This window comes from Pseudomonas sp. MSSRFD41, assembly GCF_014230245.1.
Classification (GTDB): domain Bacteria; phylum Pseudomonadota; class Gammaproteobacteria; order Pseudomonadales; family Pseudomonadaceae; genus Aquipseudomonas; species Aquipseudomonas piscis.
In genome coordinates this window covers 268,172-294,530 of the sequence record NZ_JACKZK010000003.1, presented here as the reverse complement: position 1 = coordinate 294,530, position 26,359 = coordinate 268,172, and the positions used below count along the sequence as shown (strand labels likewise).

Below are 26,359 nucleotides of genomic sequence, written 5' to 3'. Positions count from 1 at the left end.
AGGGATGTCCTTATTCGGTCTGGCCCTGGCTGACGCATTCGCCGCGCCGCCAGAGGCCCCACTGTCCCGGCTGGTAGCGGGTCCAGGTTTCGTTTTCGGTCAAGGGTTCGGTGGCGATCACCGTGACCACGTCGTCGGGGGTGGTCTCGGCCTGGAAGTCGACGATCACGTCCACATCCTTCAAGCGGGCCGGGCCGAACGGTGCGCGCCGGGTGATCTGCGCCAGCTTGGTGGAGCAGAAGCAGAACAGCCAGTCGCCATCGCTGAGCAGGGCATTGAACACACCCTTGCCGCGGTACTCGCTGCACGCCTGGATCAGTATCGGCAGCAACAGCTCGATCTGCACCGGCTCGGGAAAAACCGTGCGGACCCGGTTGAGCAGATCGCAGAACGCCGCCTCGCTGTCAGTGTCGCCCACGGCCCGGTAGAAACCGGCCTCGGGGTGGAAATCCGCCAGCTGGCCGTTGTGCGCGAAGCACCAGTTGCGGCCCCACAGCTCGCGGACGAAAGGATGGGTATTGGCCAGGCAGACCTTGCCGACGTTGGCCTGGCGGATGTGGCCGATCACCACTTCGCTCTTGATCGGGTAGCGCTGCACCAGGTTGGCCACTTCCGATTCGCTGCTGGCGGCCGGGTCCTGGAACAGGCGCAGGCCACGGCCTTCGTAGAAGGCGATGCCCCAGCCATCGCGGTGGGGGCCGGTCCGGCCGCCACGCTGCATCAGCCCGGTGAAGCTGAAGACGATGTCGGTCGGTACATTGGCGCTCATGCCCAACAATTCACACATGCTCGGACTCTCGCTGCAGTGCCGGAAACGGGGTTACAGGCGTGGCTCGACCCGCGCGCCAGCCACGGATGGGCGACCGTAGCGGTCGTTGCCGGCGCTGCCAAAGGGCTGGTCATCTTCGACCTCGGCGGCCCTGGCCGCGGCTTTGGCCGCTTCGTTGCGCTGCCGGCGTTCCCGGGCGGCGCGTTCGATGGGCCAGCGGATCAGCACGAACAGCAGGTACACGCCGAAGGCGATCATGCCGTACATGAACAGATCGGAAACCGCGCGCCAGGCGTTGTTGCCCACCTTGAAGGCGACGTCCAGGGCGGTGATGGCCACGGCCGGAGCGAGCTTCTCCTTGACCGGGTCGATGATGGTCGGGCTGAACAGCAGCACCGCCATCAGCACGCGCAGCGGCTCGCGCAACCAACGCCACATCCAGCGGGTCAGGCGCATCCACACCAGCAGGCAACCCAAGGCGGCGAAGGCGTAGCAACCCCAGGCGATCAGATAGTCGTTCTCGGTCATGGTGTCCGTGGCAAGGCAGGCAAAGAGGCGCTTATGATAACGACTTTTCCCGTGTCAGGCTGCACCGCCGTCTGCCGAGCCTTCATTTGTCATCGTCCGAGAGCCTCCCATGCCCGTACCCGCCCATGACACCAACGCCCCGATCGCCCACAAGGCCGGCGGCGCTGACCCGTATGCCTGGCTGCAGGAGCGCGACACCGACGCGGTGCTCGACTACCTGAAGGCGGAGAACAGCTACCAGGAACGCCAACTGGCCCAACAGGCGCCCCTGCGCGAGGCGCTGTTCCAGGAGATCAAGGGACGGATCCTCGAGACCGACCTGTCCCTGCCCTCGCCCTGGGGGCCGTACCTGTACTACACCCGTACCACCGCCGGCGACGAGTATCCACGCCACTACCGCTGCCCGCGCCCGGCGGACGACAGCCTGGTGGTGGACGAAAGCCGCGAGCAGCTGCTGCTGGACCCGAACGTCCTGGCCAACGGCGGGTTCTTCGCCCTGGGTGCGTTCAGCATCAGCCCCGACCACCAGCGCCTGGCCTACAGCCTCGACACCAGCGGCGAGGAAATCTACAGCCTGTTCGTCAAGGAGCTGGCCAGCGACCAGGTCAGCGAACTGCCGTTCGAGCAATGCGACGGCAGCATGACCTGGGCCAACGACAGCCAGACCCTGTTCTTCGGCGAGCTGGACGAGACCCACCGCCCGCACAAGCTGTTGCGCTACCGCCTGGGCGACAGCGCTGCTGAAGAGGTATTCCACGAACCCGACGGGCGCTTCTTCCTGCATTGCTATCGCGCCAGCTCCGAACGCCAGTTGCTGCTGTCCATGGGCAGCAAGACCACCAGCGAAACCTGGGCCCTGGACGCCGATCAGCCGCACCTGCCGTTCACCTGCGTCGCGCCGCGCACCGAAGACCATGAATACGATGTCGACCACGGCCTGCTCGATGGCCAGTGGACCTGGTTCATCCGCAGCAACCGCGATGGCATCAACTTCGCCCTCTACCAGGCGCAGGACACCGGCGGCGCCCCCACCCAGGACACCTGGCAACTGCTGGTGCCGCACGATCCCGAGGTGATGCTCGACGGTGTGACCCTCAATGCCGGGGCCATGACCCTGAGCCTGCGCGAAGGCGGCCTGCCGATCATCGAAGTGCGCCCGCAAGGCCTGCCCGGCTACCGCGTGCAGTTGCCGGATGCGGCCTATAGCCTGCATGTGCAGAACAGCCTGGAGTTCGGCAGCGAGTGTATCCGCCTGCGCTACGAAGCCCTCAACCGCCCGGCCCAGATACGCCAGCTGCAACTGGCCGACGGCCAGCAGCAAGTCCTCAAGCAGACCCCGGTGCTGGGCGAGTTCGATGCCGACGCCTACGTCAGCCAGCGCTTGTGGGCCACCGCCGCCGACGGCACCCAGGTGCCCATCAGCCTGGTGGTCAAGCGCGAGTACCTGGGCCAGCCCACGCCCCTCTACCTGTACGGCTACGGCGCCTATGGCGCGAGCCTCGACCCCTGGTTCTCCCATGCCCGCCTGAGCCTGCTCGAGCGCGGCGTGGCCTTCGCCATCGCCCACGTGCGCGGTGGCGGTGAACTGGGCGAAGCCTGGTACCGCGCCGGCAAGCAGGAGTACAAGCAGAACACCTTCGACGACTTCATCGCCTGTGCCGAGCACCTGGTCGCCCAGGGCCTGACCACTTCCCGCCAACTGGCCATCAGCGGCGGCAGCGCCGGCGGCCTGTTGATCGGCGCGGTGCTCAACCAGCGCCCCGAGCTGTTCCAGGTGGCCATTGCCGAAGTGCCGTTCGTCGACGTACTCAACACCATGCTCGACCCGGAACTGCCACTGACCGTCACCGAGTACGACGAATGGGGCAACCCCGAGGACCCGCAAGTGCATGCGCGGCTCAAGGCCTACGCCCCCTACGAGAACGTCCGGGCCCAGGCGTACCCGGCCATCCTGGTGATCGCCGGCTATAACGACAGCCGCGTGCAGTACTGGGAGGCGGCCAAGTGGGTGGCCAGGCTGCGCGCCACCAAGACCGACGCCAACCTGCTGTTGCTCAAGACCGAACTGGGCGCCGGCCACGGCGGCATGAGCGGGCGCTACCAGGGATTGCGTGACGTAGCCCTCGAATATGCCTTTGTCCTGAACATTCTGGGCCTGGGCTGAGGAACTCCCGGCGGCGCTCCTGTCTTAACCCAGGACCGCCGCCGATCCAGGCCCGAGCCACAGACACAAGAAAAAGACCCCATGTCCGAACCCACTCTCCTGAACAATGAAATCCGCGATTGGCTGATGGACTGCGGCCTGTTCGACCAGTTGCTGCCCGCCGACTTCAACGCCGCCGCCGGCTACTTCAGCATCAACAGCATCGCCCAGGGCGATGTGATCTTTCATGAGGGCGATGCCGGCAGCTTCATGTGCATCATCCACAGTGGCCAGGTGGCGGTGCAGAAGCGCGGCCATGATGGCCAGCTCGTCAGCGTCGCCACCCTGCGCAGCGGGCGCGCCTTTGGCGAAATGGCGGTGCTCGATGGCGAGCGGCGCTCGGCCACCTGCGTGGCCGCCACCGATTGCCAACTGCTCAACCTGGGCAAGGACTCCCTGGAGAAGATGCTCAACGACGCGCCGAAGATCGCCGCCAAGATCATCCGCGCCCTGGCCGTGTCGCTGTCCAGGCGCCTGCGCATGGCCGACGGCCAGTTGCTCGCCCAGCAGATCTGAACCACGCCCCCCAGGGGCCTAGTGCCCGCTCTTGCTGTCGTTCTGCTCCAGCCCTGGCAGGGTCTGGTCCTTGGGCGGCTTGGGCATGTCGATGGGCGGCAGCAACGGCGCGCTGCCATTGGCGCCAGCCTTGGGCGTGCTGGGCGGGGTCACTTGCGGATAAGGGGTCGGGGTAGCGGTTCCCGGCGCGCCGAGGGCCGGTGTCGGGGTGACCACCGGGGCCGCTTGCGGCTCGTCGGCCCGGGCCTGGCCTGCGACCGCGGCGAGCATCGCCAATGCGGCGGCCAGCACCGTTGCAAGAGTGCGCTTCATCAATGACTCCATGGCTATTGTCAGGTGTCAGGCTACTCCCAACCGCGCTATTTTGCCTTCTCCAATACACGCCCTCGCGCAGCTTTCGTCGCGCTGCCCGCCCGGGAGACTGCCGGGACACCCGGGGCCTGCGCTAAACTTCGACCATCACCGTCATCAGCCTCTCACCAAAGGTCAAGCCATGAGTTCGTCCACTCCTTCGTCCACCACTTCCAAGCTGGACCGTATCCTCGCCGATGCCCAGCGCGACCGGGAAATGGGCTATCGCGACAAGGCGCTGAAGATGTACCCCCACGTCTGCGGCCGCTGCGCCCGGGAATTCTCCGGCAAGCGCCTGAGCGAGCTGACCGTGCATCACCGCGACCACAACCATGACAACAACCCCCAGGACGGCTCCAACTGGGAGCTGCTGTGCCTGTACTGCCATGACAACGAGCACTCGCGCTACACCGACCAGCAGTACTTCGGTGAAGGGTCCCTGAGCACCCCCAAGGTCGCCAAGGCGACCCACAATCCCTTCGCCGCCCTGGCCGGGATGATGAAGAAGGACGAACAGTAGGCCGCCCCCTGGCGAGGTGCCCGCGGCCCTCGCCAGATCAGCCCCCCGCCCTGGAACAATCGCCGTATAATCGCGCTTTTTTCTCCAAGGCTTCTCGCTCGTGGCAAACAAAAGGTACAGCTGCATCGGTTTGTATAACCCCAAGTCGCCGGAGAACGTCGGTTCGGTGATGCGCGCCGCCGGCTGCTATGGCGTCGCCTCGGTGTTCTACACCGGCAAGCGCTATGAGCGTGCCCGCGACTTCGTCACCGACACCAAGAAGGTCCACCAGGACATTCCGCTGATCGGCATCGACGACCTGAAGAAGATCCTTCCCCTGGGCTGCATTCCGGTCGCGGTGGAACTGGTGGACGGCGCTCGCCCGTTGCCCGAGTACACCCACCCCGACCGCGCCCTGTATATCTTCGGCCCGGAAGACGGCTCCCTGGACAAGGAGATCCGCGACTGGTGCGAAGACGTGATCTACATCCCCACCCACGGCTGCATGAACCTCGCGGCGACGGTCAACGTGGTGCTCTACGATCGCCTGGCCAAGGGCAACAACACCCGCTCCGGCCCCAAGTTCTGAATCACCCGCGCCCAATCTCCGGGAACCGGCAAGGTCCCGGTGCAGTCAGCCCTATATCCCCCACCTCCCCAAGGAGACAGATCATGAGCGAGCGCAAACAGCTGCAATCCATCGAGTCGACCCCGTTCCAGAGCCATCCCCGGCAGAACGTCCAGGGCTGGGAACGCATCGGCTCGCTGGCCGGCGGCGTGGTGATGATGGGCAAGGGCCTGCGCCGGGGCGGCGTGTTCGGCCTGGTGCAGATGGCGATCGGCGGCGTGGCCCTGGCCCGTGGCATCACCGGGCACAGCTCGGCCAAGAGCCTGTTGGAAAAGAGCCGCCGGGACATGCAGGAGGTGCGAAGCAGGATCGAACGCGCCGGCGCGCAGCTGCGCGATCTCAAGGCCAACGCCGACGTCGCGGGGCGCACCGCCAAGACGATCGAGGAAGCGGCCAAGGCGCCCGAAACCAAGGTCTGAAGCGGGCAACTCAGCGCAGCAGCGGGCTGTCCAGCACCTGGGACGACCCGCCCAGCACGCTTTCGCTCAGCTGGATGAACTGGGCGGTAGTGACCCGCTCCAGGCGCATCGCTCCTTGCAACACATCGTCCAGCGAGCGCTTGTTGCGGGTCTTCAGGCGAATCTCCCGGTCCAGTTCCTGCAACAGCAGCACGGCCCGGGCCACGGTGGCTGCATTCACCTGCTCGCCGCGCAAACTGCTGACGCCCTGGCCATCCCGCACCAGGCGCTTGTGCAGTACTTGATAGCGCTCGTCGCTGATGCCACCGGCCCGGCGCAGCAGCTCGATGGCGTAGTACTCGGCCAGGCCTTCGCTGATCCAGTCGCTGTGCTGGCTATCGTTGATGCGCCCCAGGGATTGCACCAACTCGCGCAGCAACGGACTGACACCGCTCTCGCCGACCAGCGGCAGGCGGCTGTGCAAGTACAGCGAATCGCGCCCGGCGAGGCTACCGCGCCACATCGGATCACCGGCGCCGACGATCAGCAGCTTGCCCGGCTGGCGTGGAAACACCGCTTGCACCTGGGGCCAGACGAAGGTCAGCAGGGTCAGGACATCCATGCGCCGCATGCCCTGGCCCAGGGGCGACACCACGCTGACTTCCGTAGCGCCCAGGCGGGTGCGGCGGCTACCCAGGTTGCCGGCGAGCATCCAGCCGGTGGGGCGATCGAACAGGCGTTCGGGGTTATCGATGCGAAAGCGCTGCTTGCCGATACGCGGCCAGGCGGTCTCGACGCTCTTCCAGCCATTGGGCAGTTCGAAGTCCAGGCGCGCCACCAGCTCGACGCCATCTTGCTGGTCGAGCCGGGCTGGCGGCACCAGCGTCTCGCCACGCAACAAGGCCCAATTGGCAGTGCTGCGGCTGTCATAGCTGCCCTTCTTCGGGCTGTGGCTCAGGCGTACCCGGTAGCTCAGGCTGGCCTTGCCGCCAGCCGGACGCCAGGTGCCACGCCGGCCACCCGCCTGGGCGGTGACGGCCTGCCATTGGCCATCGGCCTTGAAGTCGCTGTAGTCGCCGTCCTTGCCCAGGTCGAAGTCCAGGCTGCGCAGCGCCGCGCCGTCAGCCAGGGTCAGGCGCACTTCAGCCTGGTCGCCCTGGGGCAGGAACCGCACGTGATAATCCAGGTCGACCTTCTTCGCCGCGACAGCCGCCGCGCTCAATCCCAGCAGCACCCAGGCCAGCGCCAGCTTCGCCCCCACCCTCATACACACTCCTTGCTTGAGAACCTGTCTGCGAGCCGTGCGGCCTTGAAAAGGGGCCGGGTCACTCAGCCCGCGCGGAAAATCAGATGGTCTTCCCAATCATCTTCCGCGACGCTGCCCTCGGCGAGCATGCGCCCGGATTGGGAAATCCGCTCGTGGTGCACCGCATCGCGATCGCCGCACACCAGGTGATGCCAGAGCGGCAGGTCCTTGCCTTCGCTCACCAGGCGGTAGCCGCAGGTGGGCGGCAGCCACTTGAACTCGTCGGCCTTGCCCGGGGTCAGCTGGATGCAGTCGGGCACCGACTCGCGGCGATTGGGGTAGTCGGTGCACTGGCAGGTCTTGAGGTCCAGCAGCTTGCAGGCGATACGCGTGTAGTAGACGCTGTTGTCGTCTTCATCCTCGAGCTTTTGCAGGCAGCACAGGCCGCAGCCGTCGCACAACGACTCCCATTCCTCCTGGTCGAGTTGTTCGAGGGTCTTGCGTATCCAGAATGGTTCGACTTTGGCGGCCATGGCTCAAGCATCAGTATCCGAGGGTGAAAAGGCCGCCAGTCTAGTGCCGAAGACCCGGCGGGCCAAGCACTGGCGACTGTCGGTAACCCGGCGCTTGCCAGCCGCCAATGGGCACAGTAGCTTTGCTTCCCGAGCCGACCCTCGCCCCGGATGCCATCCACGCTCGCCGCGTTGTATCCGGCGCACCCCACGGGGTCAGGAAAGCCTCTGCGCCCAGCCAACTGCGCCTGCCGGTTATTCCATTTTCCCAACGTTGTATGGAGTCTTTGCATGAGCGCCAATCCCCGCGTTGCCGACCACGCCATCCACCCGCAATTCACCGAGCGCTGGTCGCCACGGGCCTTCACCGCAGAAACCATCCCCGAAGCAACCCTGCTGAGCTTCTTCGAAGCCGCGCGCTGGGCGCCTTCGGCCTACAACTCGCAACCCTGGCGCTTTCTCTATGCCCGGCGCGACACGCCGAACTGGGAGCGCTTCCTGGGCCTGCTCAACGAGTTCAACCGCGGCTGGGCACAACACGCCTCGGCGCTGGTGATCGTGATCTCCAAGACCACCTTCGCCGCCCCCGGCGCCAGCGAGGAAACCCCGGCCCTGTGGCACACCTTCGACACCGGCTCGGCCTGGGGCCACTTGGCGCTGCAGGCCAGCCTCAGTGGCTGGCACACCCACGGCATGGCCGGTTTCGACCAGGAACTGACCCGCAAGGAGCTGAAGATTCCCGAAGGCTATGCGCTGCATGCCGCCGTCGCGGTGGGCAAGCTGGGCGACAAGTCGAGCCTGGCCGAATACCTGCAGGCCCGCGAAGTACCGAGCCCGCGTCGCCCGCTCAGCGAAACCGTGTCCGAAGGCGACTTCAACCTCTAAAGCCTCAAGCTTGGAGCTTGCAGTTCCGACGTCCTAGTAGCCCCGGGCGAAGTCCACTTCGCCGCGCAGGGGCTGCTTGGCCTGGTAGGCCCGCAGGTTTTCCACGAACAGTTGCACCATCAGCTCCGGCGAGGTGGGAGCGGAACTGTGGCCGGTGAGCAGCAAGCCCCAGGCGGTCCAGAACGGATGCCGCTGTGGCAGCGGTTCCTGGCGGCAGACATCGATCACCGCGCCCGCCAGGTGGCCATCCTTGAGGGCCTGCACCAGGTCCGCGTCGACCACCGAGACCCCGCGGCCGACGTTGATGAACAGCCCGGTGGACTTGAACTGCTTGAACAGGGCCGCGTCGTACAAGTCGTGAGTGCTCGGGGTGTTGGGCAACAGGTTGACCACATAATCCACCTCCCCCACCAAGCGTCCCAGGTCCTCCAGGCCGGCCACTTCGACGAAGGGTGCCTGCTCCCGGGGCCGGCTGGCGATGCCATACAGCTTGACCCCGAACGGCACCAGGAACTGCGCCACGCTCTGGCCGATATCGCCGGTCCCGACGATCAAGACCTTGCGCCCCGCCAGGCTCTGGCCCAGGCGGTTGTCCCACTTGCGCTCCACCTGGCTGACCAGCCGCGCCAGCACTTCACGCTCATGGCCCAGGATGTAGGTCAGCACGTACTCGGCCATCACCTGGCCAAAGATCCCCACCGCCCGGGTCAACCGGTAATGCCGGGACAAGCCGTCGGCCAGCAGCGGCGTGATGCCGGCCCAGGTCGATTGCAGCCACTGGGGCTTGTGCCCCTGGCGCAGCAGGGTCGCCAGCAGGTCCGGCTGGCCCAGCCATACCGGGCAGTCCGCCGCCAGGCGAGCCAGCTCGGCGGAGTCGCCGCTGGTCAGCACATCCAGGTCCGGGGCCGCCTGACGCAACAGGCGGGCATAAACAACGTGATCGTGTTCGGCAATCAGAACGCGCATGGTTCAAACCTTAAAAAACGGTACAGGCCACCGCCGACGGAGTATCGCTCCATCGTTCCAGGCGAAGGCCAGGGCAGTCAGGTGCACAGGGAAAGCGCCCGGGATCGAGCGCCTAGGAATCAGACCGGATCATTGCGACGCAACAGCTCTTCGGGCAAGTGCTCGATGTACTCGTCTTCGGCCGGTGGCATCTGCAGGTGATACCCCTGCTTGTCGAGGTTCTCCAGCACCTTCTGGATGTCTTCCCGGGCCAGCTGGCGCTCCGGGGTCAGTACCAGGTCGAAGGCATGCTGCGGCTTGCCGAAAGCCGCGAGCAGGGTTTCCGGCACGCGCTCCAGTGCTTCGCTCTTGAGCACGTAGAGGTACATCTCGTTCTTGCGCGGGCTTCTGTAGATCGAGCAGATACGTTTCAAGGCTGTTCTCCGACGGTGGCCAGGCTATCCAGCAGCGCCTGGCCCATCAATTCGCGGCGCCAGCCACGCAGCGAATCGGGCAATTGGTAGGGTCCGCTGGGGAATCCGCTCTTGAGCAGGCTCTCCAGGGTTTTCTTGCGCAGCATCACTTCCGGGGCGATGCCCAGGCGCTCGGCTTCGGCCTGGCCCACGGCCTTGAGGCGCTTGAGCAGGGCCGAGGCTTCGATCGGCAATGGTTCGGGCAGGGCCGGCGGCCAGTGCTCCGGGCCCAGCTTGGCACTGCGCTTGATCAGGTCGAGGAGGAACTCGCCATCCTGGCGCACGGTACGCGGATGCATGTCTTCGATCTTGGCCAGCGCCGACAGGGTATCGGGCTGGGTCCTGGCCAGGGGCCAGAGCGCATGCTCGCGCACGATGCGGTTGCGCGGCAGGTCGCGGGCGCGGGCTTCACGCTCGCGCCAGGCACACAGCTCGCGCAGTACCGCCAGTTGGGCCCGGGACAGCTTCCAGGCCAGCTTGGCATCGCGATAGACCTCGTAGGGGTCCACCTCGCGGCGCAGGTTGGCCACCAGCTCGGCACCGTCCTCGAGCACCCAACGGTACTTATCCTCGGACAGCTTCGGGCGCAGCTGGCTGAACACCTGGGCCAGGTGCACGGCATCTTCGGCGGCGTAGCTGACCTGGGTTTCCGATAGCGGGCGCTGCAGCCAATCGGAGCGGGTCTCGCCCTTGGGCAATTCGATACCCAGGACTTCCTGCACCAGGCGCGAGTAGCCCATGGAGAATCCCAGGTTCAGGTAGGCGGCCGCCAGTTGCGTATCGAACAACGGCGCCGGCAGGCTGCCGGTCAGGCGCAACAGGACTTCCAGGTCCTCGCTGCAGGCATGCAGCACCTTGAGCACCGCCGGGTTCTCCAGCAGTTCGGCCAAAGGTTGCCAGTTGTCGATGGTCAAAGGGTCAATCAGGTAGGCGCACTGTCCATCGCCTACCTGCAACAGGCCGGCGATGGGGTAGAACGTGTCGACCCGCATGAATTCGGTGTCGAGGGCGACGAAGGGCAATTGCTGCCATTCGGTGCAAAGCTGACCGAGGCTATCGTTGTCGCGAATCCAGTGTATATCGATGGCCACACGGCTCTCCCTTGAAGAATGGCGCGCAGTATATATCGCCTCCGGCGATTTCCGAGCATTGCCCCCCGATAAGAGCAAGCACGAAATCTGCTGCCGGAGAGCAAGAATAGTCCGAGAGTCGGGACTAACCCTGTTTTCTCAGCACGTAGACCCGTGAAGGTGCGCAACCAGGCAACAAGTCCTGATGGCTGAGGATCTCGAATCCAGCCTCGGCGAACTCGCTTTCCAGCTGCGCCTTGTCGGCCAGTGGCAGGCCCGCTTGCACCGCTGGCCGCCAAGACTTGAGAACGAATTCGACCCGGGCGGCGACGATCACCGAGTCACGGCTGACCCGGTGGAACTCGCGCAGCAGGGCCAGGCGATCCTCGCTATGGTGGATGTGGGCGAACAACTGCATGCAGATGATGCTGTCCACCGCGTTGGCCGACAGCCCGATATCGAACGCCGAGCTGTGGAAGGTCTTGACCCGCTTCAACAGGCCGGCCGGATGATGGGTCTGGGCATGGTTCAACATGTCCTGGGATGGATCCGCCGCGAGGATCACCCGGTTGCCATGCTCGGCCAGCAACGGCCAGTAGCGACCGGTGCCACAGGCCACGTCGAGGATCAGCCCCGGCTCGCCGGCGACCTTCAGCGCATGGCGTACCAGGTGCGCCATGCGCCACAACCCGAGTCGCGCGCCCATCCCGGTAGGACGAGGCTCACGGCAGACGCGCGCGTGTTCCTGGTCGTAACGCCGAGCGAACTCCAGCTCGATGGACGGTGGGGGGTGGGACGACATGGCGGATGAGCTCTGGTGGTGATCCTGGGCCACAGGTTAACCAGCCATTCGTGAAAAAAAGGTCGAAAGCCAGTCAAACCGACATTAGTCGCCACTGCGCACAGGGCTCCAGGCCCTTGCCCGGCCCGATGTGGCTCCTGCACTATGCCCTGCCGCCACTCAAGGAACGACTCGATGCTCCCGCGCCTTCTGCTCAGTACCCTGTTGGGCCTCGCGGCCCCCGCCCTCTGCCTCGCCCAGGAGCCGACCTCACGCCTGGACCAGGTGCTGGAAAACGGTCACCTGACGGTCTGCACCACCGGCGACTACAAGCCCTACAGCTACCTGCGCGACGACGGGCACTACGAGGGCATCGACATCAGCCTGGCCGAGTCCCTGGCCCAGAGCCTCGGGGTCCGGGTGAAGTGGGTCAACACCACCTGGAAGGGCCTGATGGCGGACTTCCAGAGCCAGCAGTGCGACATCGCCGTCGGCGGCGTCTCGGTGTCCCTGGAGCGCCAGAAGAAGGCCTTCTTCAGCCAGCCCCTGGGCGTGGACGGCAAGATTCCCCTGGTGCGCTGTCAGGACCTCAAGCGCTACCAGACGGTGGAACAGATCAACCAGCCCTCGGTGCGCCTGATCGAGCCCCCGGGAGGCACCAACGAGGTCTTCGCCAGGACGCGCCTGCCCAACGCCGACCTGACCCTGTTCGCCGACAACGTGAAAATCTTCGACCAGTTGCTCAACCACCAGGCCGACGTGATGATCACCGATGCCTCGGAGGCGCGCTTCCAGCAACGGCGCAAGCCGGGGCTGTGCGCGGTCAACCCCGAGCATGCCCTGCAATACAGCGAGAAGGCCTTCCTCCTGCCACGGGACGACGTGGCCTGGAAGAGCTACGTCGATCAGTGGCTGCACCTGAGCAAGGCCACCGGCGCCTATGACCAGGTGGTCAATCAGTGGCTGGTCGTGCCGTAGTCCTGCTCCAGCAACTGCCGGAAGGCCTGGCAAGCCGCGCTGCGATAGGCCCCCCGACGCCCCAGCAGCACCACGCTGCGCGGCGCCAGGGGTGAGGCCAGGGTCAGCGCGCGCAAGCCCGGCTGCTCCCGGGCAATGGCACTGGGCAACAACGTCACCAGCTGCCCGCGACGCACGATCTCCACCAGCGCACTGACCGAATTGGCCTCGATGGCGATGCAGGGCGCAATGCCCTGCTGGCGGCAATACAGGTCGATATGGCGGCGGGTGGCGAAGTCGCCACTGAGCAGCGCCAGCGATTGACGCCCCAGCGCCTCGGCGTCCAGCGGCTCTTGCTCCCGGGCCTGGTACCGCGGGCCGACCACCAGGCTCAGGGTCTCGCTGAACAGGTCCTGGCTCTCGATTTCCGCCAGGTGTTGGCCGGCAAAGGCAATGCCCAGGTCCAGGCGATCTTCGGCCAGGGCCGCCTCCAGGCGATCCTGGGTCATTTCCTCGACGCTCAGGCGGATGCCCGGATAGCGCTGGTTGAAGCGGCTGAGCAAGGGCCCGGCCAGGTAAGCGGTGAAGGTCGGGGTCAGGGCCAGGCGCAACGAGCCGCGGCTCAGGTCCTGCACGTCATGCATGGCTCGCCGGGCGGCCTCCAGGTCCTGCAGGGCACGCCGGGCATAGGCGACATAGGCCTGGCCGGCATCGGTCAGGCGCACGCTGCGCCCGGAACGGTCGAACAACGGCGCTCCCAGGGACTCCTCCAGTTGCTTGACCTGTTGCGACAAGGTCGGCTGCGACACGTGCAGCGCCTCGGCGGCGCGGGTGAAGTTGCGGTGCTCGGCAACGGCCAGCAGGTAACGGATATGACGCAAGAGCATGACGGCTCCAACTATAGGCATGACTTATGGAAAGCATAATAAACCGGTCTTGGACCCTATAGCTGAAAACTCCCATCCTTGCCCCATCAGCGACGCAAGGAGACCCCCATGCAGCACATCATCGACGGCTTCCTCAAGTTCCAGCGCGAAGCCTTCCCCCAGCGCAGCGAACTGTTCAAGCAACTGGCCAGCACCCAGAGCCCCGGCACGCTGTTCGTCACGTGCTCCGACAGCCGGGTGGTACCGGAACTGCTGACCCAGCAGGAGCCCGGCGACCTGTTCGTGATCCGCAACGCCGGCAACATCGTGCCCAGCTACGGCCCCGAGCCCGGCGGCGTATCGGCCACGGTGGAATACGCGGTGGCGGTACTGGGGGTGAGCGATATCGTCATCTGCGGCCACTCCGATTGTGGCGCCATGACCGCCCTCTCCACCTGCAAATGCCTGGACCACCTGCCAGCCGTGGCCCACTGGCTGCGTCACGCCGAATCGGCCCGGGTGATCAACGCCGCCCGGCGCCATGCCTCGCCCGCCGAACACCTGGACGCCCTGGTCCGGGACAACGTCATCGCCCAGTTGGCTAACCTGAAGACGCACCCCTCGGTGGCCCTGGCCCTGGAACAGGGCCGGCTGAACCTGCATGGCTGGGTCTACGACATCGAGAGCGGCGCCATCGTCGCCCTCGACGGCCCTACCCGGGGCTTCGTTTCCCTGGCCGAGCACCCGTATACCTGCGCCCTGGCCAGCCGCCCTTCGACCGCTGCCTGAGCAGCAACCTTCACTCACCCAAGAGGAATCCACCCATGCTGCAATCCCAATTCGCCCAAGCCCCACGCCTGGCCCTGGCCGACACCATCATCGACGCCAAGGCGCGCAAGAACCTGTCCTGGCAGGACCTCACCGACGGCACCGGGCTGAGCCTGGCCTTCGTCACCGCCGCCCTGCTGGGCCAGCATGCACTGCCGGCCGCCGCGGCCGACCTGGTCTGCGACAAGCTCGGCCTGGACCAGGACGCCAGCCGCCTGCTGCAGAGCATTCCCTCCCGCGGCAGCATCCCTGGCGGCATCCCCACCGACCCGACCGTGTACCGCTTCTATGAAATGCTCCAGGTCTATGGCTCGACCCTCAAGGCCCTGGTCCACGAGCAGTTCGGCGACGGCATCATCAGCGCCATCAACTTCAAGCTGGACATCAAGAAGGTCGAGGACCCCGAAGGCGGATCCCGCGCGGTCATCACCCTGGACGGCAAGTACCTGCCGACCAAGCCGTTCTAAGGGCGGCCTCAAGCAGCAAGCCTCAAGCGCATGCTTGGAGCTTGCCGCTTGCCGCTTGAGTCTTATTTAATTTTTAAATAGTGCTGCAAACTTTCTGATTTGCCCCCGGCACGCACGGCACCGCCTAATCAGCCCACTGCTTATTGAAGGTCTGGTTATGGAAAGCGTTCGTGCAACCTCCCGCCCCGCACTCTGGCTGATGGCCAGCGTGATTCTGGTGGCCCTCAACCTGCGGCCGTCGATGGCCGCCGTCGGCCCGCTGCTCTCGGGCATTCGTGGCGATATTCCCTTGAGTTTCAGCCTGGCCTCGCTGCTGACCATGCTGCCGGTCATGGCCATGGGCCTGGCGATGTTCTTCGGCATGGACATCGCCCGGCGCCTGGGCGAACACCGCACCGTGGTCTTGTCGTTGCTGATCATCGGCCTGGCCACGGCCTCGCGATTGTTCATGGATTCGGCGGCGCAGCTGATCCTCAGTGCCGTGCTGGCCGGTATCGGCATCGCCCTGATCCAGGCGCTGATGCCGGCGCTGATCAAGTCGCGCTTCGCCGACAACGTCTCGCTGTTCATGGGCCTGTATGTCACCTCGATCATGGGCGGCGCAGCCATCGCCGCGTCCTTCGCCCCCCTGGTAATGAACCAGAGCGGCAGCTGGCGCCTGGCCCTGGCGATCTGGGCCGCCCTGGCCTTGCTGGCCCTGGTGTTCTGGTATGCCCAGCGGCGTTCCCTGCCCAGCCTGCCGGGCGCCAGCGGTGGCCGCGAGTCGTTCGCCGGTAATCGCCGGGCCTGGTTGCTCGCGGTGTTCTTCGGTCTCGGCACCGCCTCCTACACCTGCGTGCTGGCCTGGCTCGCGCCCTACTACGTGGAGAACGGCTGGAGCGAACAGAGCGCCGGCCTGCTGCTGGGCTTGCTCACCGCCATGGAGGTGATCTCCGGGCTCATCACCCCGGCCATCGCCAACCGCAGCCAGGATCGACGCCTGGTCCTGGTGGCGCTGTTGCTGTTGATCATCGCCGGCTTCTGCGGGCTGATCCTCAGCCCGCGGCACCTGAGCCTGCTCTGGCCCTGCCTGCTGGGACTGGGTATCGGCGGGTTGTTCCCCATGAGCCTGATCGTCTCCCTGGACCATCTGCACGACCCGCGCCGCGCCGGTGGCCTGACGGCCTTCGTGCAGGGTATCGGCTACCTGATCGCCGGGCTGTCGCCACTGCTGGCGGGCCTGATCCGCGACCAACTGGGCAGCTTCGAATGGGCCTGGTGGTCGCTGACCGCGGTGATGCTGCTGATGATCCTCATGGTGCTGCGCTTCGATCCCCGGCACTACGCCAGGCACATTCGTTGAGCCGCCTTGTACCCCGGCCCGGGAGGCCTGCATGAACCCTGTGAACTTCACCCAGGCCAACTTCGGCATGCTGCTCTGGGCGGCGTTGATCGCTGCCTCGTTCTTCGCCGCCGCCCAGGTCGGCCAAGCCATCGATCCGGTGCTGCTGACCGCCTTGCGCTTGCTGTTCTCGGCGCTGCTGTTCGTGCCCCTGCTGTGGCTCAAGGGCTTCTGCGTGCCGAACCTCTGGGGGCTGGCGGCCCACGGCCTGCTGGGCCTGTTGCTGGCGCTGTACTTCGGTTCGCTGTTCGAAGCCCTGCGCTACACCTCGGCGGTGAACACCGGGACCCTGTACACCCTGGTGCCGCTGCTGACCCTGTTGTTCGAAGGCTGGCTGCTGCCCGGCGACAGCCGCAGGCGCAGGCTGCTGCCGATGCTGACGGCCGCCGCCGGCGCACTGCTGCTGATCCTCAAGGGCGGCGCGCCAGGCCAATGGCCGTCGTGGTACGCGGTAGGGGTCTACGCCCTGGGTTGCCTGGCCATGGCCGCCTATCCGCCCCTGAGCCAGCGCTTCAAGGCTCGGGCCCTGCAAGGTCGAAGCCCGGCGGCCATGACTTTCTGGAACATGCTGTTCGGCTCGCTGTTCCTGTTCATCGCTTGCCTGGCCAGCGGCGGCTGGCGCAGTGCGGCGCAGCTCACCGGCCACGATCTGGCGTGGCTGCTGTACCTGGCGCTATTCGCCACCCTGGCGACCTTCTGGCTGCTGCACCGGGCCATTGGCGTCATCGCCCCGTCCACGGTGATTTCCTATGTCTATCTCAGCACGCTGTTCCTGACCCTGTTCCATTGGTCATGGCTGGGCCAGGTGCCGCGTCCCGGGGAAATGTTCGGCGCCCTGCTGGTGGCGCTGGGCATGTTCGGCCTGGTGCGCAGCAGCCGACCGCAGCCGGCCATGGCGGCCAATCCCCCCTGAAAACGGGACAGTTTCGCGGGCCTGAATGCCCAAGTCGTATTATCGGAAATTTATGTCCCGATGCTGTCCGCGAATCCCCGCCCCGGGCATTTAACTAGGACGATCGTTCCGCTAGCATCGACCCGGTTGCGCGCCACCGGCGCCAGGTGCCCAGCAGGATGTAACGGATGCTCATCAGCAATGTGCTCAGGAAACTCGACATGCAGGACCTCATGGTCTTCGTGGCCGTGTACGAGCAAAGCAGTGTCACCGGGGTTTCGGAAACCCTTTGCGTCAGCCAGTCGACCGTCAGCTACTGCCTGAAGAAACTGCGCAACGGCTTCCAGGACGAGCTGTTCATCCACACCCGCACCGGCATGCGTCCGACCTACAAGGCCACCAGCATGTACAGCCACGTGCTGAAGATCCTGGAGAGCATCAACCTGTGCCACGGCGCGATGCCGGCGTTCGATCCGGCTCACCAGGCGGTAACCTTCAATCTCTGCGCTCCCGAATACTTCGAGCTGTTGATCCTGCCGCGCCTGCTCAAGGGCTTCGACTACGCCGACCTGCCGGTGACGGTCAACGTGCAGAAACTGGAAGCGGACATTCCCGCCGACGAGTTGCGCGACGGCAGCCTCGACCTGGTGATCTGCTTCGGCCCCAACTTCCACCGCAGCCACGCCGATCTCCAGTCCCAGGTGCTGTTGGAGGACGAACTGGTCTGTGTCTTCGACAAACGCGCGACGCCGCCCACGCAATCGCGTTTCAGCCTGCAGTCGTTCGTCGAGCGACGCCATGTGTTCCCCACGCCCTGGACATCCGACAGCAACATGGTGGATGGCTGGCTGGCCCGACAGGCCCAGAAACGCCAGATCGCCGCGCGCTCCAACAGCTACAGCGCAGCGCTGAAGATGATCACCGGCACCGACTTCATCCTCACCCTGCCCCGGCGCATCCAGGCCCTGCTGGCCAACGAGGCGGTGTTCAACCACTGCGAGGCGCCCGCCGGATTGCCGGGGTTCACCCTGGACATGCAATGGAGCCAGGCCAGTGACCAGGACAGTGCCCAGGCCTGGCTGCGCGAGCAGGTGGTCAAGGTCTGCGCCGAACCGGGCCTGCTCTAGGCGGTGCCCGCCGCAAGCCCGGCTTTGGGAAGGGTCAGAGACCGAGGGCGGCCTTGGTATAGGAGGCCCGGTCGATATCGATGAGTTCCACGCACAGCTGGATCTGCAGCTCTGCCGGCCAGGGCGCCAGGTCTTGCAGCACCACCAGCAGGCTTTCGGACAGCTGCTTCTTGATTTCCGGCGAACGGCCGCTGAGCAGCGCCAGCTTGACGTGGACGAAGGCGCGCTCGCCAAGGCCGGTGCCGACCCGGAACGTATCGACCTTCACCGCCCGGCTCTTGATATCGAACTCATCGGAGAACTGCTCGGACGCCACCAGCGCATGGTTCAAGCGCAGCAGCGCCTTGTCGGCATCCAGTTGCGGCAGGTTGGCGGTGTATTCCATATGCAGGTGCGGCATGGCAAAGCTCCCGGTCATTCAGGGAAAAGGGCGCTCAATACTACACAAGCGCCGAGGGCCTTGAATCATCCATTGGTGTCATTGCCTTGCCGCTGCGCGCTCGCGCAGGGCCAGGGTTTCCCAGGCCGCCACCAGCAGCATCACCAGGGTGGTCAGGCTGCCCAGCGCCAGGGCGGAAAACACTTGGCCCAAGGCCACCGGCAACAGCAGCGTCAGGCCGGCCAGCCCCGCCAGGTGCGACAGCGGCGGCCAGGGCCGGTCGTTCATCACCCACTTGAACAAGGCGCAACCGAGCAGGAACAACCAGGGCCCGCCGATGATCACCAGTATTCCCGCCTGGCGGGCGTGGTCCGGATGGACCAGCACCAGTTCGTCGGCCACCGCGCTGACGATGATCCCGGCGACGATCAGCAAGTGAATGTAGGTATAGGCGATCCGCGCCTGGCGCCCGGGGTCGGTGGAATGGGCGATGCGGTGATGGGCACGTTCGGCGCCACTGTCGAAGTACACCCACCACATGCCGATGCTACCCAGCACCGCGACGATGAAGCCCAGCAAGCCTTGGGCGGTGGTGGCCAATTCGGCGAAGGTCGCGCCGGTGACCAACAGCGATTCGCCCAGGGCGATGATCACGAACAGCGCGCAACGCTCGGCCATGTGGTTGCCTTCGATATTCCAGTCCTCCAGGGTCGAGCGGCCCAGCCCCGGCACCCAGAAATACAGCGATGGCGCCAAGACCTCGATGCCCAGGGCCAGGGTCCAGCAGGTCAGGCGTCCCGGGCCCTGGAGCAGGCCGCCGGCGATCCAGAACACCCCGGAGAACATCAACCACAGCAGGATCCGCTGGAAGTTGCGGGTCATGTTCAGCGGCTCGCCACGCACCGCCCACAGTGAGTAGGCGGTACGTCCCACTTGCATGAACACATAGGCTGCGGCGAACAGCAGGCCACGGTCACCGAAAGCCTTGGGAATCGAGGACGACAGCAACAACCCGGCCACCATCAACACCAACAGCCCGAGGCGGATCGGCAGGGTCTGCGGGTCCAGCCAGTTGGTGATCCACGAGGTGAAGATCCACACCCACCACACCGCCACCATCAGCAACGCCACCTGCAGCGCGCCGGCCAGCGACAGGTGCGCCAGCAGCGCATGGGACAATTGGGTCACGGCGAACACGAACACCAGGTCGAAAAACAGCTCGACCATGCCCACCTTGCCGCTGTCATGACTGCCGCGACCACGCAGCAGGGAACGGGATCGAATCATGGACACTCTCCGCCGGTGGAGGATTGGCTCGGGGGTTTGTACTGAGCAAAGCAGGTGCCGCCGACAATGCCAGCCCGGCCCGGCGGGAACCACCGATCAGGTAGCCAGCGGCAGTGGCGTGCGCTCGCTCATGAAGGCTTCCAGGCGCGAACGCAGCCAGCGTTCGGCTGGGTCGGTGTCGACGTGGCTGAGCCAGACCATGGACAGGTCCAGGGTCGGGGTCTTGAACGGAAACGGTTCGCAGTACAGCTGCCCGGTGGTCGCCATGGCCTGGGCGGCGTAGTCCGGCAGGCTGGCGATCAGCTTGGTCCCGGCCAGCAGCGCCGGCAGCGAACTGTACTGCGGCACCGACAGCACCACTTGGCGGGTGCGGCCGATCTCCGCCAGCCACTCATCGGCGAAGCCGGCGACGTTGGCGGTGTGGGACACCAGAACATGGGGCCGCGAGCAGTATTCGTCGAGGCTCATCGGCGTGTCGCTGGCATCGGCCCGCAGCACGCTGGGGGTGATATGGCGCAGCAACTTGCGCTTGGCATTGGCCGGCAGGCCGCGGGTCTGGCTGATACCGACGGTGATATCGCCGGAGGCCAGCAGGTCGGGAATCCGCCAGTAGTCCACGTGCTGGACCACGACCACCACCTGCGGCGCCTCCTGGCGCAAGGCCCGCAGCAAGGGCGGCAACAGGCCGAACTCGACGTCATCGGACAGGCCGATGCGAAAGGTCATGGTGCTGCTGGCGGGATCGAAATCGTGGGTCAGGCTCAGGGCCGAGGACAGGGCGTCCAGAGCCGGCGACAGGTGCTGGATCAACTGCTCGGCACGGGCGGTGGGCTCCATCCGATGGCCGACGCGAATGAACAGCGGATCGTTGAACATCGCCCGCAGCCGGTTGAGCGCGGAGCTGATGGTGGGCTGGCCGAGAAACAGCTTCTCCGCCACCCGGGTCACGTTGCGTTCGAGCATCAGCGCCTCGAATACCACCATCAGGTTGATGTCAGCCTTGCGCAGTTCATTGCGATTCATCGGCGATGTTCCATGGCCCAGTCGGCGCCCAGTGTAGAAAGGCCCGGGGGCTGGCGTCCAGGCGGATGTCGCGGCTGGGCATGGTGCGGTTTTTCCAGGCCCTGGGGTTTCGTATAAGATATCCGCACCCTCAACCGCCTTCGGTAACCTCCGTGCCACTTCCCTTCAACAAAGCGCCGAACCTGGGCGTGACGCCCTCGACCTCGGAAATCATTGCCAAGCACCTGCGTGAAGCGATCATCTGCGGCCAGCTGGCCGAAGGCGAACCCGTTCGCCAGGACGATATCGCCCAGGCGTTCAACGTCAGCAAGATCCCGGTTCGCGAAGCGCTCAAGCGCCTGGAAGCCGAAGGGCTGGTGGACTTCCATCGCAATCGCGGTGCCCTGGTCACCCGGATCTCCGAACCCGAGCTGGCGCAGATGTTCGAGGTGCGGGTGCTGCTGGAGGTCAAGGCAATCCGCCTGGCCGTGCCGAACATGACCGAGGAGACCTTCGCCAGGGCCGAGGCCATCTGCGCCGAATTCGTCGGCGAAAACGATATCGGGCGTTGGGCCGAGCTCAACTGGGAGCTGCATGCCTGCCTCTATGAGCCGGCCCAGCGGCCCTTCCTGGTCAACCTCATTCGCTCGATCCACGACAAGATCGAGCGCTACCTGCGCATGCAGATGAGCCTCTCGGCGGGCAAGGACCGGGCCGACCACGAGCACAAGGATATCGTCGCCGCCTGCCGCGCGCGGGATGTCGAACTCGCCGCCCGGTTGATCGAGACCCATATCAACGGGGTGTGCCAGAGCCTGTACGAACACCTGCCACACTGAATGCTCCTTTGCGTGGCACGGCTGCGGCCAGTGCCACTTGCCGTAACACCTGCCTGCCCCTCCCCGCCCATCCCCACCGCCACTTCTTGAGCGCGCGCCCCAGCAGATCCGCGCCTTGGCGCCATGGCCAAGGCCATGCAGCGGCTTGGCCTCTTTCTTGCTTAAAAATATATCGTATACGAAATACCGTATAAAAATAGGACTTCGATCCTCCTGCCCATGGCCTCTATCGGGCCGGCGCAAGACTCGAAGCCCTAGCGAAACTCCCCCTGACAATACCTATCGGAGTGCGACATCGATGACCTCGACGACTTCTGCGACACCTCGCGAACTGGAACGAACGGCGACCAAGGCACCTGCGGGGATCAAGCGGGTGGTGGCCGCGGCGATGGCTGGCGCCGTGGCCGAGTGGTATGAGTTCTTTCTATATGGAACGGCCTCGGCCCTGGTCTTCGGCCAGTTGTTCTTCCGCCAGACCGGCAGCGCGATGGATGGCATCATCGCCGCCTTCGCCCTGTATGCCGTGGGCTTTCTGGCCAGGCCCATCGGCGGCCTGGTGTTCGGTCACTACGGTGACAAGGTCGGCCGCAAGCACCTGTTGCAGATCAGCCTGGTGGTGGTGGGCATCACCACCTTCCTCATGGGCTGCCTGCCGACCTTCGAACGGATCGGTTATGCCGCGCCCATCCTCCTGGTGCTGCTGCGCCTGATCCAGGGTTTCGCCTTCGGTGGCGAATGGGGTGGCGCGGTGCTGCTGGTATCCGAGCACAGCCCGGATCACCGTCGCGGCTTCTGGGCCAGCTGGCCGCAGGCCGGAGTGCCGGCCGGCAACCTGATCGCCACGGTGATCCTGCTGCTCTTGTCCTCCAATCTTTCCGAAGAGCAGTTCCTCGATTGGGGCTGGCGGGTGGCCTTCTGGTTCTCCGCGGTGGTGGTGCTGATCGGCTACTGGATCCGTACCCGGGTCGATGACGCACCGATCTTCAAGGAGGCCCAGGCCCGCCAGCAGAAGGTCGAGAAAGAACAACTGGGCGTCGTCGAGGTCGTGACCAAGCACTGGCGCGGAGTGTTGATCGGCATTGGCGCGCGGTTCGCCGAGAACATCCTGTACTACATAGTCGTCACGTTCTCCATCACCTACCTGAAGCTGGTGGTGCACAAGGACACCTCGCAGATCCTGCTGCTGATGTTCGGCGCCCACCTGCTGCACTTCTTCATGATTCCGCTCATGGGCTACCTGTCCGACATCATCGGGCGCAAGCCGGTGTACCTGGTGGGCGCGGTGCTCACCGGGGCCTGGGGCTTCGTCGGTTTCCCGATGATGGACACCGGCAACGACTGGCTGATCATGGCGGCGATCACCCTGGGCCTGGCCATCGAGTCCATGACCTACGCGCCCTACTCGGCCCTGATGTCGGAGCTGTTCCCGACCCATGTGCGCTACACCGCGCTGTCGCTGTGCTACCAGGTGGCGCCGATCCTGGCTGGCTCCCTGGCGCCGCTGATCGCCATCACCCTGCTCAAGGAATACCAGAGCTCGACTCCCATCGCCTGGTACCTGGTGGCCTCGGCCGTGATCTCGATCATCGCCGTGGGCGCGGCCCGGGAGACCCGTGGCATGTCGTTGCGGGACGTTGACCAGGGCTCCGCCAGCCGCACCGCGGGACGCTGAGCCCCCAGGCTCATGGATGAGCCTGCATCGCCCTGCTCCACGCAAATGACACCCAAGGCTTTACTTCGACAAACATTGATTATATAACGTATACGATATTCGATTATGCGCAATGAACCAGAAACCGAGCGATCCGGTTCGAGCCATCGATGTAGCTACAACAAACCCAACAACCATGAGGTAGCGTCATGAGCAACATTTTCACCGGCACCATCCCCGCACTGATGACCCCGTGCACGCCAGATCGCAAACCGGACTTCGACGCCCTGGTACGCAAGGGCCGCGAGCTGATCGAGGCGGGCATGAGCGCCGTGGTGTATTGCGGCTCCATGGGCGACTGGCCGCTGCTCACCGAAGCCCAGCGCCAGGAAGGCGTTGCCCGCCTGGTGGCCGCCGGCATCCCGACCATCGTCGGCACCGGTGCCGTCAACTCCAAGGAGGCGGTATCCCACGCGGCCCACGCGGCCAAGGTCGGCGCCCATGGCCTGATGGTCATTCCCCGCGTACTGTCCCGCGGTGCCTCGCTGGTCGCGCAGAAGGCCCACTTCAAGGCCATCCTGGCCGCGGCGCCGAACCTGCCGGCAGTCATCTACAACAGCCCCCACTACGGTTTCGCCACCCGCGCGGACCTGTTCTTCGAACTGCGCAGCGAGCATCCGAACCTGATCGGCTTCAAGGAATTCGGTGGCGCCGCAGCCAGCCGTTATGCGGCGGAATTCATCACCTCCAAGGATGACACCGTGACCTTGATGGTGGGCGTGGACACCGACGTGGTGAATGGCTTCGTCAACTGCAACGCCACCGGTTCGATCACCGGTATCGGCAATGCCCTGCCACGTGAAGTGCTGCAACTGGTGGCCCTGAGCAAGCAGGCCGCCAAGGGCGATGCCAAGGCCCGCCGCCTGGCGCTGGAACTGGAGTCGGCGCTGCACGTGCTGTCGTCGTTCGATGAAGGCGGCGACCTGGTCCTCTACTACAAGCACCTGATGGTGCTCAACGGCGACCTGGAATACACCCTGCACTTCAACGAGACCGATGCCTTGAGCGATGCCCAGCGCAACTACGCCGAGGCCCAGTACCAGCTGTTCCGTACCTGGTACGCCAACTGGCTGCAGGAAAACAACCTGGCCTGACGGCGCAGGTTCCCCACCCAAGCGGCGCGCCCATGCGCGCCGCTTGCATTTCTTCCTGCCCCCAGGTCCTCGGCCAGGCGGCAGGCAAATACCTTAGTCATCTCAGGAGGCCTGATATGGACCTGACAGGAAAGATGCTCATCGGCGGACAAGCCGTGCCGGGCAACCGCGACGCGATCAAGGCCATCAACCCGGCAACCGACCAGGCACTGGAACCCGGGTACCCCGGCGGTTCCCGCGAACATGTCGAACAGGCCTGCGCCCTGGCCTGGTCGGCCTTCGACAGCTATCGCGAAACCTCGCTGGAACAGCGCGCAGCCTTCCTGGAAGGCATCGCCGGGCAGATCGAGGCGCTGGGCGACGCCCTGGTGGACCGCGCCGTGGCGGAATCGGGATTGCCCCGCCCCCGCATCCAGGGCGAAGTCGGACGCACCTGCTTCCAATTGCGCACCTTCGCGCGAACCGTAAGGGCCGGCGAATGGCTCGACGTACGTGTCGATGAGGCCCTGACGGAGCGCCAGCCGCTGCCACGCCCCGACCTGCGCCAGCGGCACATCGCCCTCGGCCCGGTGGCCGTCTTCGGCGCCAGCAACTTTCCCCTCGCCTTCTCCGTGGCCGGCGGCGATACCGCTTCAGCCCTTGCGGCAGGCTGCCCGGTGATCGTCAAGGCTCACAGCGCCCATCCTGGCACCAGCGAACTGGTAGGCCAGGCCATCAGCAGAGCGGTGGCCGCACATGACCTGGCCCCCGGGGTGTTTTCGCTGCTGTACGGCTCGGGAGCGGAGATCGGGATCGGCCTGGTGCGCGATCCACGAATCAAGGCCGTGGGCTTCACCGGTTCGCGCAGTGGCGGTATCGCCCTGACCCAGGCAGCCCAGGCTCGTCCGGAACCCATCCCGGTCTATGCCGAGATGAGTTCGATCAACCCGGTCTTCCTGTTCGAGCATGCCCTGCGCAACCGCGGCCCCGCATTGGCCGAGGGCTTCGTCGCCTCGCTGAACCAGGGAGCCGGCCAGTTCTGCACCAACCCTGGGCTGGTCATCGCCATCAAGGGCGATGCCCTGGACGCTTTCCTCACCACGGCTACCCAGGCAGTCCAGCGCAGCCCCGCCCAGACCATGCTGACCCCGGGCATCTTCAGGGCCTATGCAAACGGCCTGCAAGCCTTGGCCGGCAATGCCGCGGCACGAGTGCTCGGGGCCGGGCTGGAAGGCGCAGGACCGAACCAGTGCCAGACCCACCTGTTCGTGGCCAGTGCCCAGGACTTCCTGCGGGAGCCCGCGCTGCAGGCGGAAATCTTCGGGTCCGCCTCGCTGGTGGTGGCATGTGAAGACGCCGCCCAAGTACTGCAGGTCGCCGAGCACCTGGAGGGGCAACTGACCGCGACGCTGCACCTGGACGAGGCCGACGCCCAGGCCGTTCGCAACCTGCTGCCGACTCTGGAGCGCAAGGCTGGGCGGATCCTGGTGAACGGCTGGCCGACCGGTGTCGAGGTATGCGACGCCATGGTCCACGGCGGGCCTTTCCCGGCCACTTCCGACTCGCGTTCCACCTCCGTGGGAACCGCAGCCATCGCGCGCTTCCTGCGGCCGGTCTGTTACCAGAACTTCCCGGACGCCTTGCTGCCCGTGGCCATCCAGGGCGCCAACCCCATGGCGTTGTCACGCCTGGTCAATGGCCAGCGCCAGAGCTGAGGACGTCCCGCAGCAGCTGGTAGAGGACCGA

General features: G+C 65.5%; 29 protein-coding genes. 16 read left to right on the top strand and 13 right to left on the bottom strand.

What is annotated here, in order from left to right; genetic code table 11:
* Nucleotides 1-10: 10 nt before the first annotated feature.
* Together H7A76_RS08300 and H7A76_RS08295 are read right to left on the bottom strand one after the other, a co-directional pair.
* Nucleotides 11-787, bottom strand: coding sequence for a class II glutamine amidotransferase (locus H7A76_RS08300; protein WP_185698052.1), 777 nt, complete (start codon nucleotides 785-787; stop codon nucleotides 11-13).
* A 33-nt stretch (nucleotides 788-820) separates the two neighbouring features.
* A complete protein-coding gene (locus H7A76_RS08295) occupies nucleotides 821-1,297 on the bottom strand; it encodes an MFS transporter (protein WP_185698051.1) in 477 nt (158 codons plus the stop codon).
* A gap of 109 nt (nucleotides 1,298-1,406) precedes the next feature.
* Between H7A76_RS08295 and H7A76_RS08290 the strand changes: the two genes are divergently transcribed.
* Both H7A76_RS08290 and H7A76_RS08285 read left to right on the top strand, forming a co-directional pair.
* Nucleotides 1,407-3,461, top strand: a complete 2,055-nt coding sequence (locus H7A76_RS08290; protein ID WP_185698050.1) for a S9 family peptidase — start codon at nucleotides 1,407-1,409, stop codon at nucleotides 3,459-3,461.
* 81 nt (nucleotides 3,462-3,542) lie between these two features.
* Entirely contained in the window at nucleotides 3,543-4,016 is a 474-nt protein-coding gene (locus H7A76_RS08285; protein WP_185698049.1) for a cyclic nucleotide-binding domain-containing protein, read from the top strand.
* 18 nt (nucleotides 4,017-4,034) lie between these two features.
* Here H7A76_RS08285 and H7A76_RS08280 read toward each other — a convergent pair whose 3' ends face one another.
* The gene (locus tag H7A76_RS08280; RefSeq protein ID WP_185698048.1) at nucleotides 4,035-4,328 is read right to left on the bottom strand and encodes a hypothetical protein; all 294 of its coding nucleotides are present in this window, start codon (nucleotides 4,326-4,328) and stop codon (nucleotides 4,035-4,037) included.
* 181 nt (nucleotides 4,329-4,509) lie between these two features.
* Between H7A76_RS08280 and H7A76_RS08275 the strand changes: the two genes are divergently transcribed.
* The 3 genes from H7A76_RS08275 to H7A76_RS08265 all read left to right on the top strand — a co-directional run bounded on the left by H7A76_RS08275 (nucleotide 4,510) and on the right by H7A76_RS08265 (nucleotide 5,913).
* The gene (locus H7A76_RS08275; protein ID WP_185698047.1) at nucleotides 4,510-4,887 is read left to right on the top strand and encodes a YajD family HNH nuclease; all 378 of its coding nucleotides are present in this window, start codon (nucleotides 4,510-4,512) and stop codon (nucleotides 4,885-4,887) included.
* Between the two features lie 100 nt (nucleotides 4,888-4,987).
* On the top strand, nucleotides 4,988-5,455 hold the full coding sequence (locus tag H7A76_RS08270; RefSeq protein WP_185698046.1) for an RNA methyltransferase: 468 nt from the start codon (nucleotides 4,988-4,990) through the stop codon (nucleotides 5,453-5,455).
* A gap of 83 nt (nucleotides 5,456-5,538) precedes the next feature.
* Complete coding sequence (locus H7A76_RS08265) at nucleotides 5,539-5,913, top strand: DUF2892 domain-containing protein (RefSeq protein WP_185698045.1); 375 nt, start codon at nucleotides 5,539-5,541, stop codon at nucleotides 5,911-5,913.
* A 10-nt stretch (nucleotides 5,914-5,923) separates the two neighbouring features.
* Here the strand turns inward: H7A76_RS08265 and H7A76_RS08260 are convergent, their stop codons facing one another.
* Together H7A76_RS08260 and H7A76_RS08255 are read right to left on the bottom strand one after the other, a co-directional pair.
* On the bottom strand, nucleotides 5,924-7,159 hold the full coding sequence (locus H7A76_RS08260; RefSeq protein WP_185698044.1) for a hypothetical protein: 1,236 nt from the start codon (nucleotides 7,157-7,159) through the stop codon (nucleotides 5,924-5,926).
* A gap of 62 nt (nucleotides 7,160-7,221) precedes the next feature.
* Complete coding sequence (locus tag H7A76_RS08255) at nucleotides 7,222-7,671, bottom strand: YcgN family cysteine cluster protein (RefSeq protein ID WP_022642907.1); 450 nt, start codon at nucleotides 7,669-7,671, stop codon at nucleotides 7,222-7,224.
* A 270-nt stretch (nucleotides 7,672-7,941) separates the two neighbouring features.
* On the opposite strand from H7A76_RS08255, the gene H7A76_RS08250 reads away from it, so the two are divergent.
* Nucleotides 7,942-8,535 carry a nitroreductase family protein gene (locus tag H7A76_RS08250; protein ID WP_185698043.1) on the top strand — a complete coding sequence of 198 codons (594 nt, stop codon included), beginning with the start codon at nucleotides 7,942-7,944 and terminating at the stop codon, nucleotides 8,533-8,535.
* A gap of 33 nt (nucleotides 8,536-8,568) precedes the next feature.
* Here the strand turns inward: H7A76_RS08250 and H7A76_RS08245 are convergent, their stop codons facing one another.
* The 4 genes from H7A76_RS08245 to H7A76_RS08230 form a co-directional block, all read right to left on the bottom strand.
* Nucleotides 8,569-9,501, bottom strand: coding sequence for a D-2-hydroxyacid dehydrogenase (locus tag H7A76_RS08245; protein ID WP_185698042.1), 933 nt, complete (start codon nucleotides 9,499-9,501; stop codon nucleotides 8,569-8,571).
* A gap of 119 nt (nucleotides 9,502-9,620) precedes the next feature.
* The gene (locus H7A76_RS08240; RefSeq protein WP_031321118.1) at nucleotides 9,621-9,914 is read right to left on the bottom strand and encodes a YcgL domain-containing protein; all 294 of its coding nucleotides are present in this window, start codon (nucleotides 9,912-9,914) and stop codon (nucleotides 9,621-9,623) included.
* Nucleotides 9,911-11,044 carry a ribonuclease D gene (gene rnd, locus H7A76_RS08235; protein WP_185698041.1) on the bottom strand — a complete coding sequence of 378 codons (1,134 nt, stop codon included), beginning with the start codon at nucleotides 11,042-11,044 and terminating at the stop codon, nucleotides 9,911-9,913. Before rnd ends, H7A76_RS08240 begins: the two co-directional genes overlap by 4 nt.
* A gap of 124 nt (nucleotides 11,045-11,168) precedes the next feature.
* A complete protein-coding gene (locus tag H7A76_RS08230; protein WP_185698040.1) occupies nucleotides 11,169-11,825 on the bottom strand; it encodes a class I SAM-dependent methyltransferase in 657 nt (218 codons plus the stop codon).
* Between the two features lie 174 nt (nucleotides 11,826-11,999).
* On the opposite strand from H7A76_RS08230, the gene H7A76_RS08225 reads away from it, so the two are divergent.
* Nucleotides 12,000-12,782 (top strand): transporter substrate-binding domain-containing protein, encoded by a 783-nt coding sequence (locus tag H7A76_RS08225; RefSeq protein ID WP_185698039.1) that lies wholly within the window; start codon nucleotides 12,000-12,002, stop codon nucleotides 12,780-12,782.
* Here the strand turns inward: H7A76_RS08225 and cynR are convergent.
* Complete coding sequence (gene cynR, locus H7A76_RS08220) at nucleotides 12,761-13,648, bottom strand: transcriptional regulator CynR (RefSeq protein WP_185698038.1); 888 nt, start codon at nucleotides 13,646-13,648, stop codon at nucleotides 12,761-12,763. The two genes, H7A76_RS08225 and cynR, sit on opposite strands and share 22 nt — an antisense overlap.
* A 108-nt stretch (nucleotides 13,649-13,756) precedes the next feature.
* On the opposite strand from cynR, the gene H7A76_RS08215 reads away from it, so the two are divergent.
* From H7A76_RS08215 to H7A76_RS08195, 5 genes are all read left to right on the top strand, one after another.
* Nucleotides 13,757-14,416, top strand: coding sequence for a carbonic anhydrase (locus H7A76_RS08215; RefSeq protein WP_185698037.1), 660 nt, complete (start codon nucleotides 13,757-13,759; stop codon nucleotides 14,414-14,416).
* Nucleotides 14,417-14,451: 35 nt separating this feature from the next.
* Entirely contained in the window at nucleotides 14,452-14,922 is a 471-nt protein-coding gene (gene cynS / locus H7A76_RS08210; protein ID WP_068586127.1) for a cyanase, read from the top strand.
* Nucleotides 14,923-15,079: 157 nt separating this feature from the next.
* Nucleotides 15,080-16,264 (top strand): cyanate transporter, encoded by a 1,185-nt coding sequence (locus tag H7A76_RS08205; protein WP_185698036.1) that lies wholly within the window; start codon nucleotides 15,080-15,082, stop codon nucleotides 16,262-16,264.
* Between the two features lie 31 nt (nucleotides 16,265-16,295).
* Nucleotides 16,296-17,216 (top strand): DMT family transporter, encoded by a 921-nt coding sequence (locus H7A76_RS08200; RefSeq protein ID WP_185698035.1) that lies wholly within the window; start codon nucleotides 16,296-16,298, stop codon nucleotides 17,214-17,216.
* A 167-nt stretch (nucleotides 17,217-17,383) separates the two neighbouring features.
* On the top strand, nucleotides 17,384-18,322 hold the full coding sequence (locus tag H7A76_RS08195; protein WP_185698034.1) for a LysR family transcriptional regulator: 939 nt from the start codon (nucleotides 17,384-17,386) through the stop codon (nucleotides 18,320-18,322).
* A 34-nt stretch (nucleotides 18,323-18,356) separates the two neighbouring features.
* Here H7A76_RS08195 and H7A76_RS08190 read toward each other — a convergent pair whose 3' ends face one another.
* The 3 genes from H7A76_RS08190 to H7A76_RS08180 all read right to left on the bottom strand — a co-directional run bounded on the left by H7A76_RS08190 (nucleotide 18,357) and on the right by H7A76_RS08180 (nucleotide 21,011).
* A complete protein-coding gene (locus H7A76_RS08190) occupies nucleotides 18,357-18,722 on the bottom strand; it encodes a 5-carboxymethyl-2-hydroxymuconate Delta-isomerase (protein ID WP_185698033.1) in 366 nt (121 codons plus the stop codon).
* 78 nt (nucleotides 18,723-18,800) lie between these two features.
* A complete protein-coding gene (locus H7A76_RS08185; protein ID WP_185698032.1) occupies nucleotides 18,801-19,988 on the bottom strand; it encodes a low temperature requirement protein A in 1,188 nt (395 codons plus the stop codon).
* Between the two features lie 96 nt (nucleotides 19,989-20,084).
* Nucleotides 20,085-21,011: a LysR substrate-binding domain-containing protein gene (locus H7A76_RS08180; RefSeq protein WP_185698031.1), complete on the bottom strand. Its 927-nt coding sequence runs from the start codon at nucleotides 21,009-21,011 to the stop codon at nucleotides 20,085-20,087.
* A gap of 152 nt (nucleotides 21,012-21,163) precedes the next feature.
* Here H7A76_RS08180 and H7A76_RS08175 point away from each other — a divergent pair, with 152 nt between their 5' ends.
* From H7A76_RS08175 to H7A76_RS08160, 4 genes are all read left to right on the top strand, one after another.
* A complete protein-coding gene (locus H7A76_RS08175; protein ID WP_312026247.1) occupies nucleotides 21,164-21,829 on the top strand; it encodes a GntR family transcriptional regulator in 666 nt (221 codons plus the stop codon).
* A gap of 298 nt (nucleotides 21,830-22,127) precedes the next feature.
* Nucleotides 22,128-23,501, top strand: a complete 1,374-nt coding sequence (gene abaF / locus H7A76_RS08170) for a fosfomycin efflux MFS transporter AbaF (RefSeq protein WP_312026246.1) — start codon at nucleotides 22,128-22,130, stop codon at nucleotides 23,499-23,501.
* Nucleotides 23,502-23,689: 188 nt separating this feature from the next.
* Nucleotides 23,690-24,634 (top strand): dihydrodipicolinate synthase family protein, encoded by a 945-nt coding sequence (locus tag H7A76_RS08165; protein ID WP_185698030.1) that lies wholly within the window; start codon nucleotides 23,690-23,692, stop codon nucleotides 24,632-24,634.
* A gap of 116 nt (nucleotides 24,635-24,750) precedes the next feature.
* Complete coding sequence (locus H7A76_RS08160; protein WP_185698029.1) at nucleotides 24,751-26,328, top strand: aldehyde dehydrogenase (NADP(+)); 1,578 nt, start codon at nucleotides 24,751-24,753, stop codon at nucleotides 26,326-26,328.
* Nucleotides 26,329-26,359: the final 31 nt, after the last annotated feature.

Bases quoted from the DNA above. Each gene is read 5' to 3' on its own strand.
- H7A76_RS08195 (WP_185698034.1), top strand. From the start codon at position 17,384: ATGCTCATCAGCAATGTGCTCAGGAAACTCGACATGCAGGACCTCATG.
- cynS (WP_068586127.1), top strand. From the start codon at position 14,452: ATGCTGCAATCCCAATTCGCCCAAGCCCCACGCCTGGCCCTGGCCGAC.
- H7A76_RS08285 (WP_185698049.1), top strand. From the start codon at position 3,543: ATGTCCGAACCCACTCTCCTGAACAATGAAATCCGCGATTGGCTGATG.
- H7A76_RS08165 (WP_185698030.1), top strand. From the start codon at position 23,690: ATGAGCAACATTTTCACCGGCACCATCCCCGCACTGATGACCCCGTGC.
- H7A76_RS08300 (WP_185698052.1), bottom strand. From the start codon at position 787: ATGTGTGAATTGTTGGGCATGAGCGCCAATGTACCGACCGACATCGTC.
- H7A76_RS08245 (WP_185698042.1), bottom strand. From the start codon at position 9,501: ATGCGCGTTCTGATTGCCGAACACGATCACGTTGTTTATGCCCGCCTG.
- H7A76_RS08255 (WP_022642907.1), bottom strand. From the start codon at position 7,671: ATGGCCGCCAAAGTCGAACCATTCTGGATACGCAAGACCCTCGAACAA.
- H7A76_RS08250 (WP_185698043.1), top strand. From the start codon at position 7,942: ATGAGCGCCAATCCCCGCGTTGCCGACCACGCCATCCACCCGCAATTC.
- H7A76_RS08160 (WP_185698029.1), top strand. From the start codon at position 24,751: ATGGACCTGACAGGAAAGATGCTCATCGGCGGACAAGCCGTGCCGGGC.
- H7A76_RS08275 (WP_185698047.1), top strand. From the start codon at position 4,510: ATGAGTTCGTCCACTCCTTCGTCCACCACTTCCAAGCTGGACCGTATC.
- H7A76_RS08190 (WP_185698033.1), bottom strand. From the start codon at position 18,722: ATGCCGCACCTGCATATGGAATACACCGCCAACCTGCCGCAACTGGAT.
- H7A76_RS08180 (WP_185698031.1), bottom strand. From the start codon at position 21,011: ATGAATCGCAATGAACTGCGCAAGGCTGACATCAACCTGATGGTGGTA.
- H7A76_RS08280 (WP_185698048.1), bottom strand. From the start codon at position 4,328: ATGAAGCGCACTCTTGCAACGGTGCTGGCCGCCGCATTGGCGATGCTC.
- H7A76_RS08225 (WP_185698039.1), top strand. From the start codon at position 12,000: ATGCTCCCGCGCCTTCTGCTCAGTACCCTGTTGGGCCTCGCGGCCCCC.
- H7A76_RS08205 (WP_185698036.1), top strand. From the start codon at position 15,080: ATGGAAAGCGTTCGTGCAACCTCCCGCCCCGCACTCTGGCTGATGGCC.
- H7A76_RS08260 (WP_185698044.1), bottom strand. From the start codon at position 7,159: ATGAGGGTGGGGGCGAAGCTGGCGCTGGCCTGGGTGCTGCTGGGATTG.
- H7A76_RS08290 (WP_185698050.1), top strand. From the start codon at position 1,407: ATGCCCGTACCCGCCCATGACACCAACGCCCCGATCGCCCACAAGGCC.
- H7A76_RS08185 (WP_185698032.1), bottom strand. From the start codon at position 19,988: ATGATTCGATCCCGTTCCCTGCTGCGTGGTCGCGGCAGTCATGACAGC.
- cynR (WP_185698038.1), bottom strand. From the start codon at position 13,648: ATGCTCTTGCGTCATATCCGTTACCTGCTGGCCGTTGCCGAGCACCGC.
- H7A76_RS08230 (WP_185698040.1), bottom strand. From the start codon at position 11,825: ATGTCGTCCCACCCCCCACCGTCCATCGAGCTGGAGTTCGCTCGGCGT.
- abaF (WP_312026246.1), top strand. From the start codon at position 22,128: ATGACCTCGACGACTTCTGCGACACCTCGCGAACTGGAACGAACGGCG.
- H7A76_RS08215 (WP_185698037.1), top strand. From the start codon at position 13,757: ATGCAGCACATCATCGACGGCTTCCTCAAGTTCCAGCGCGAAGCCTTC.
- H7A76_RS08295 (WP_185698051.1), bottom strand. From the start codon at position 1,297: ATGACCGAGAACGACTATCTGATCGCCTGGGGTTGCTACGCCTTCGCC.
- H7A76_RS08265 (WP_185698045.1), top strand. From the start codon at position 5,539: ATGAGCGAGCGCAAACAGCTGCAATCCATCGAGTCGACCCCGTTCCAG.
- H7A76_RS08200 (WP_185698035.1), top strand. From the start codon at position 16,296: ATGAACCCTGTGAACTTCACCCAGGCCAACTTCGGCATGCTGCTCTGG.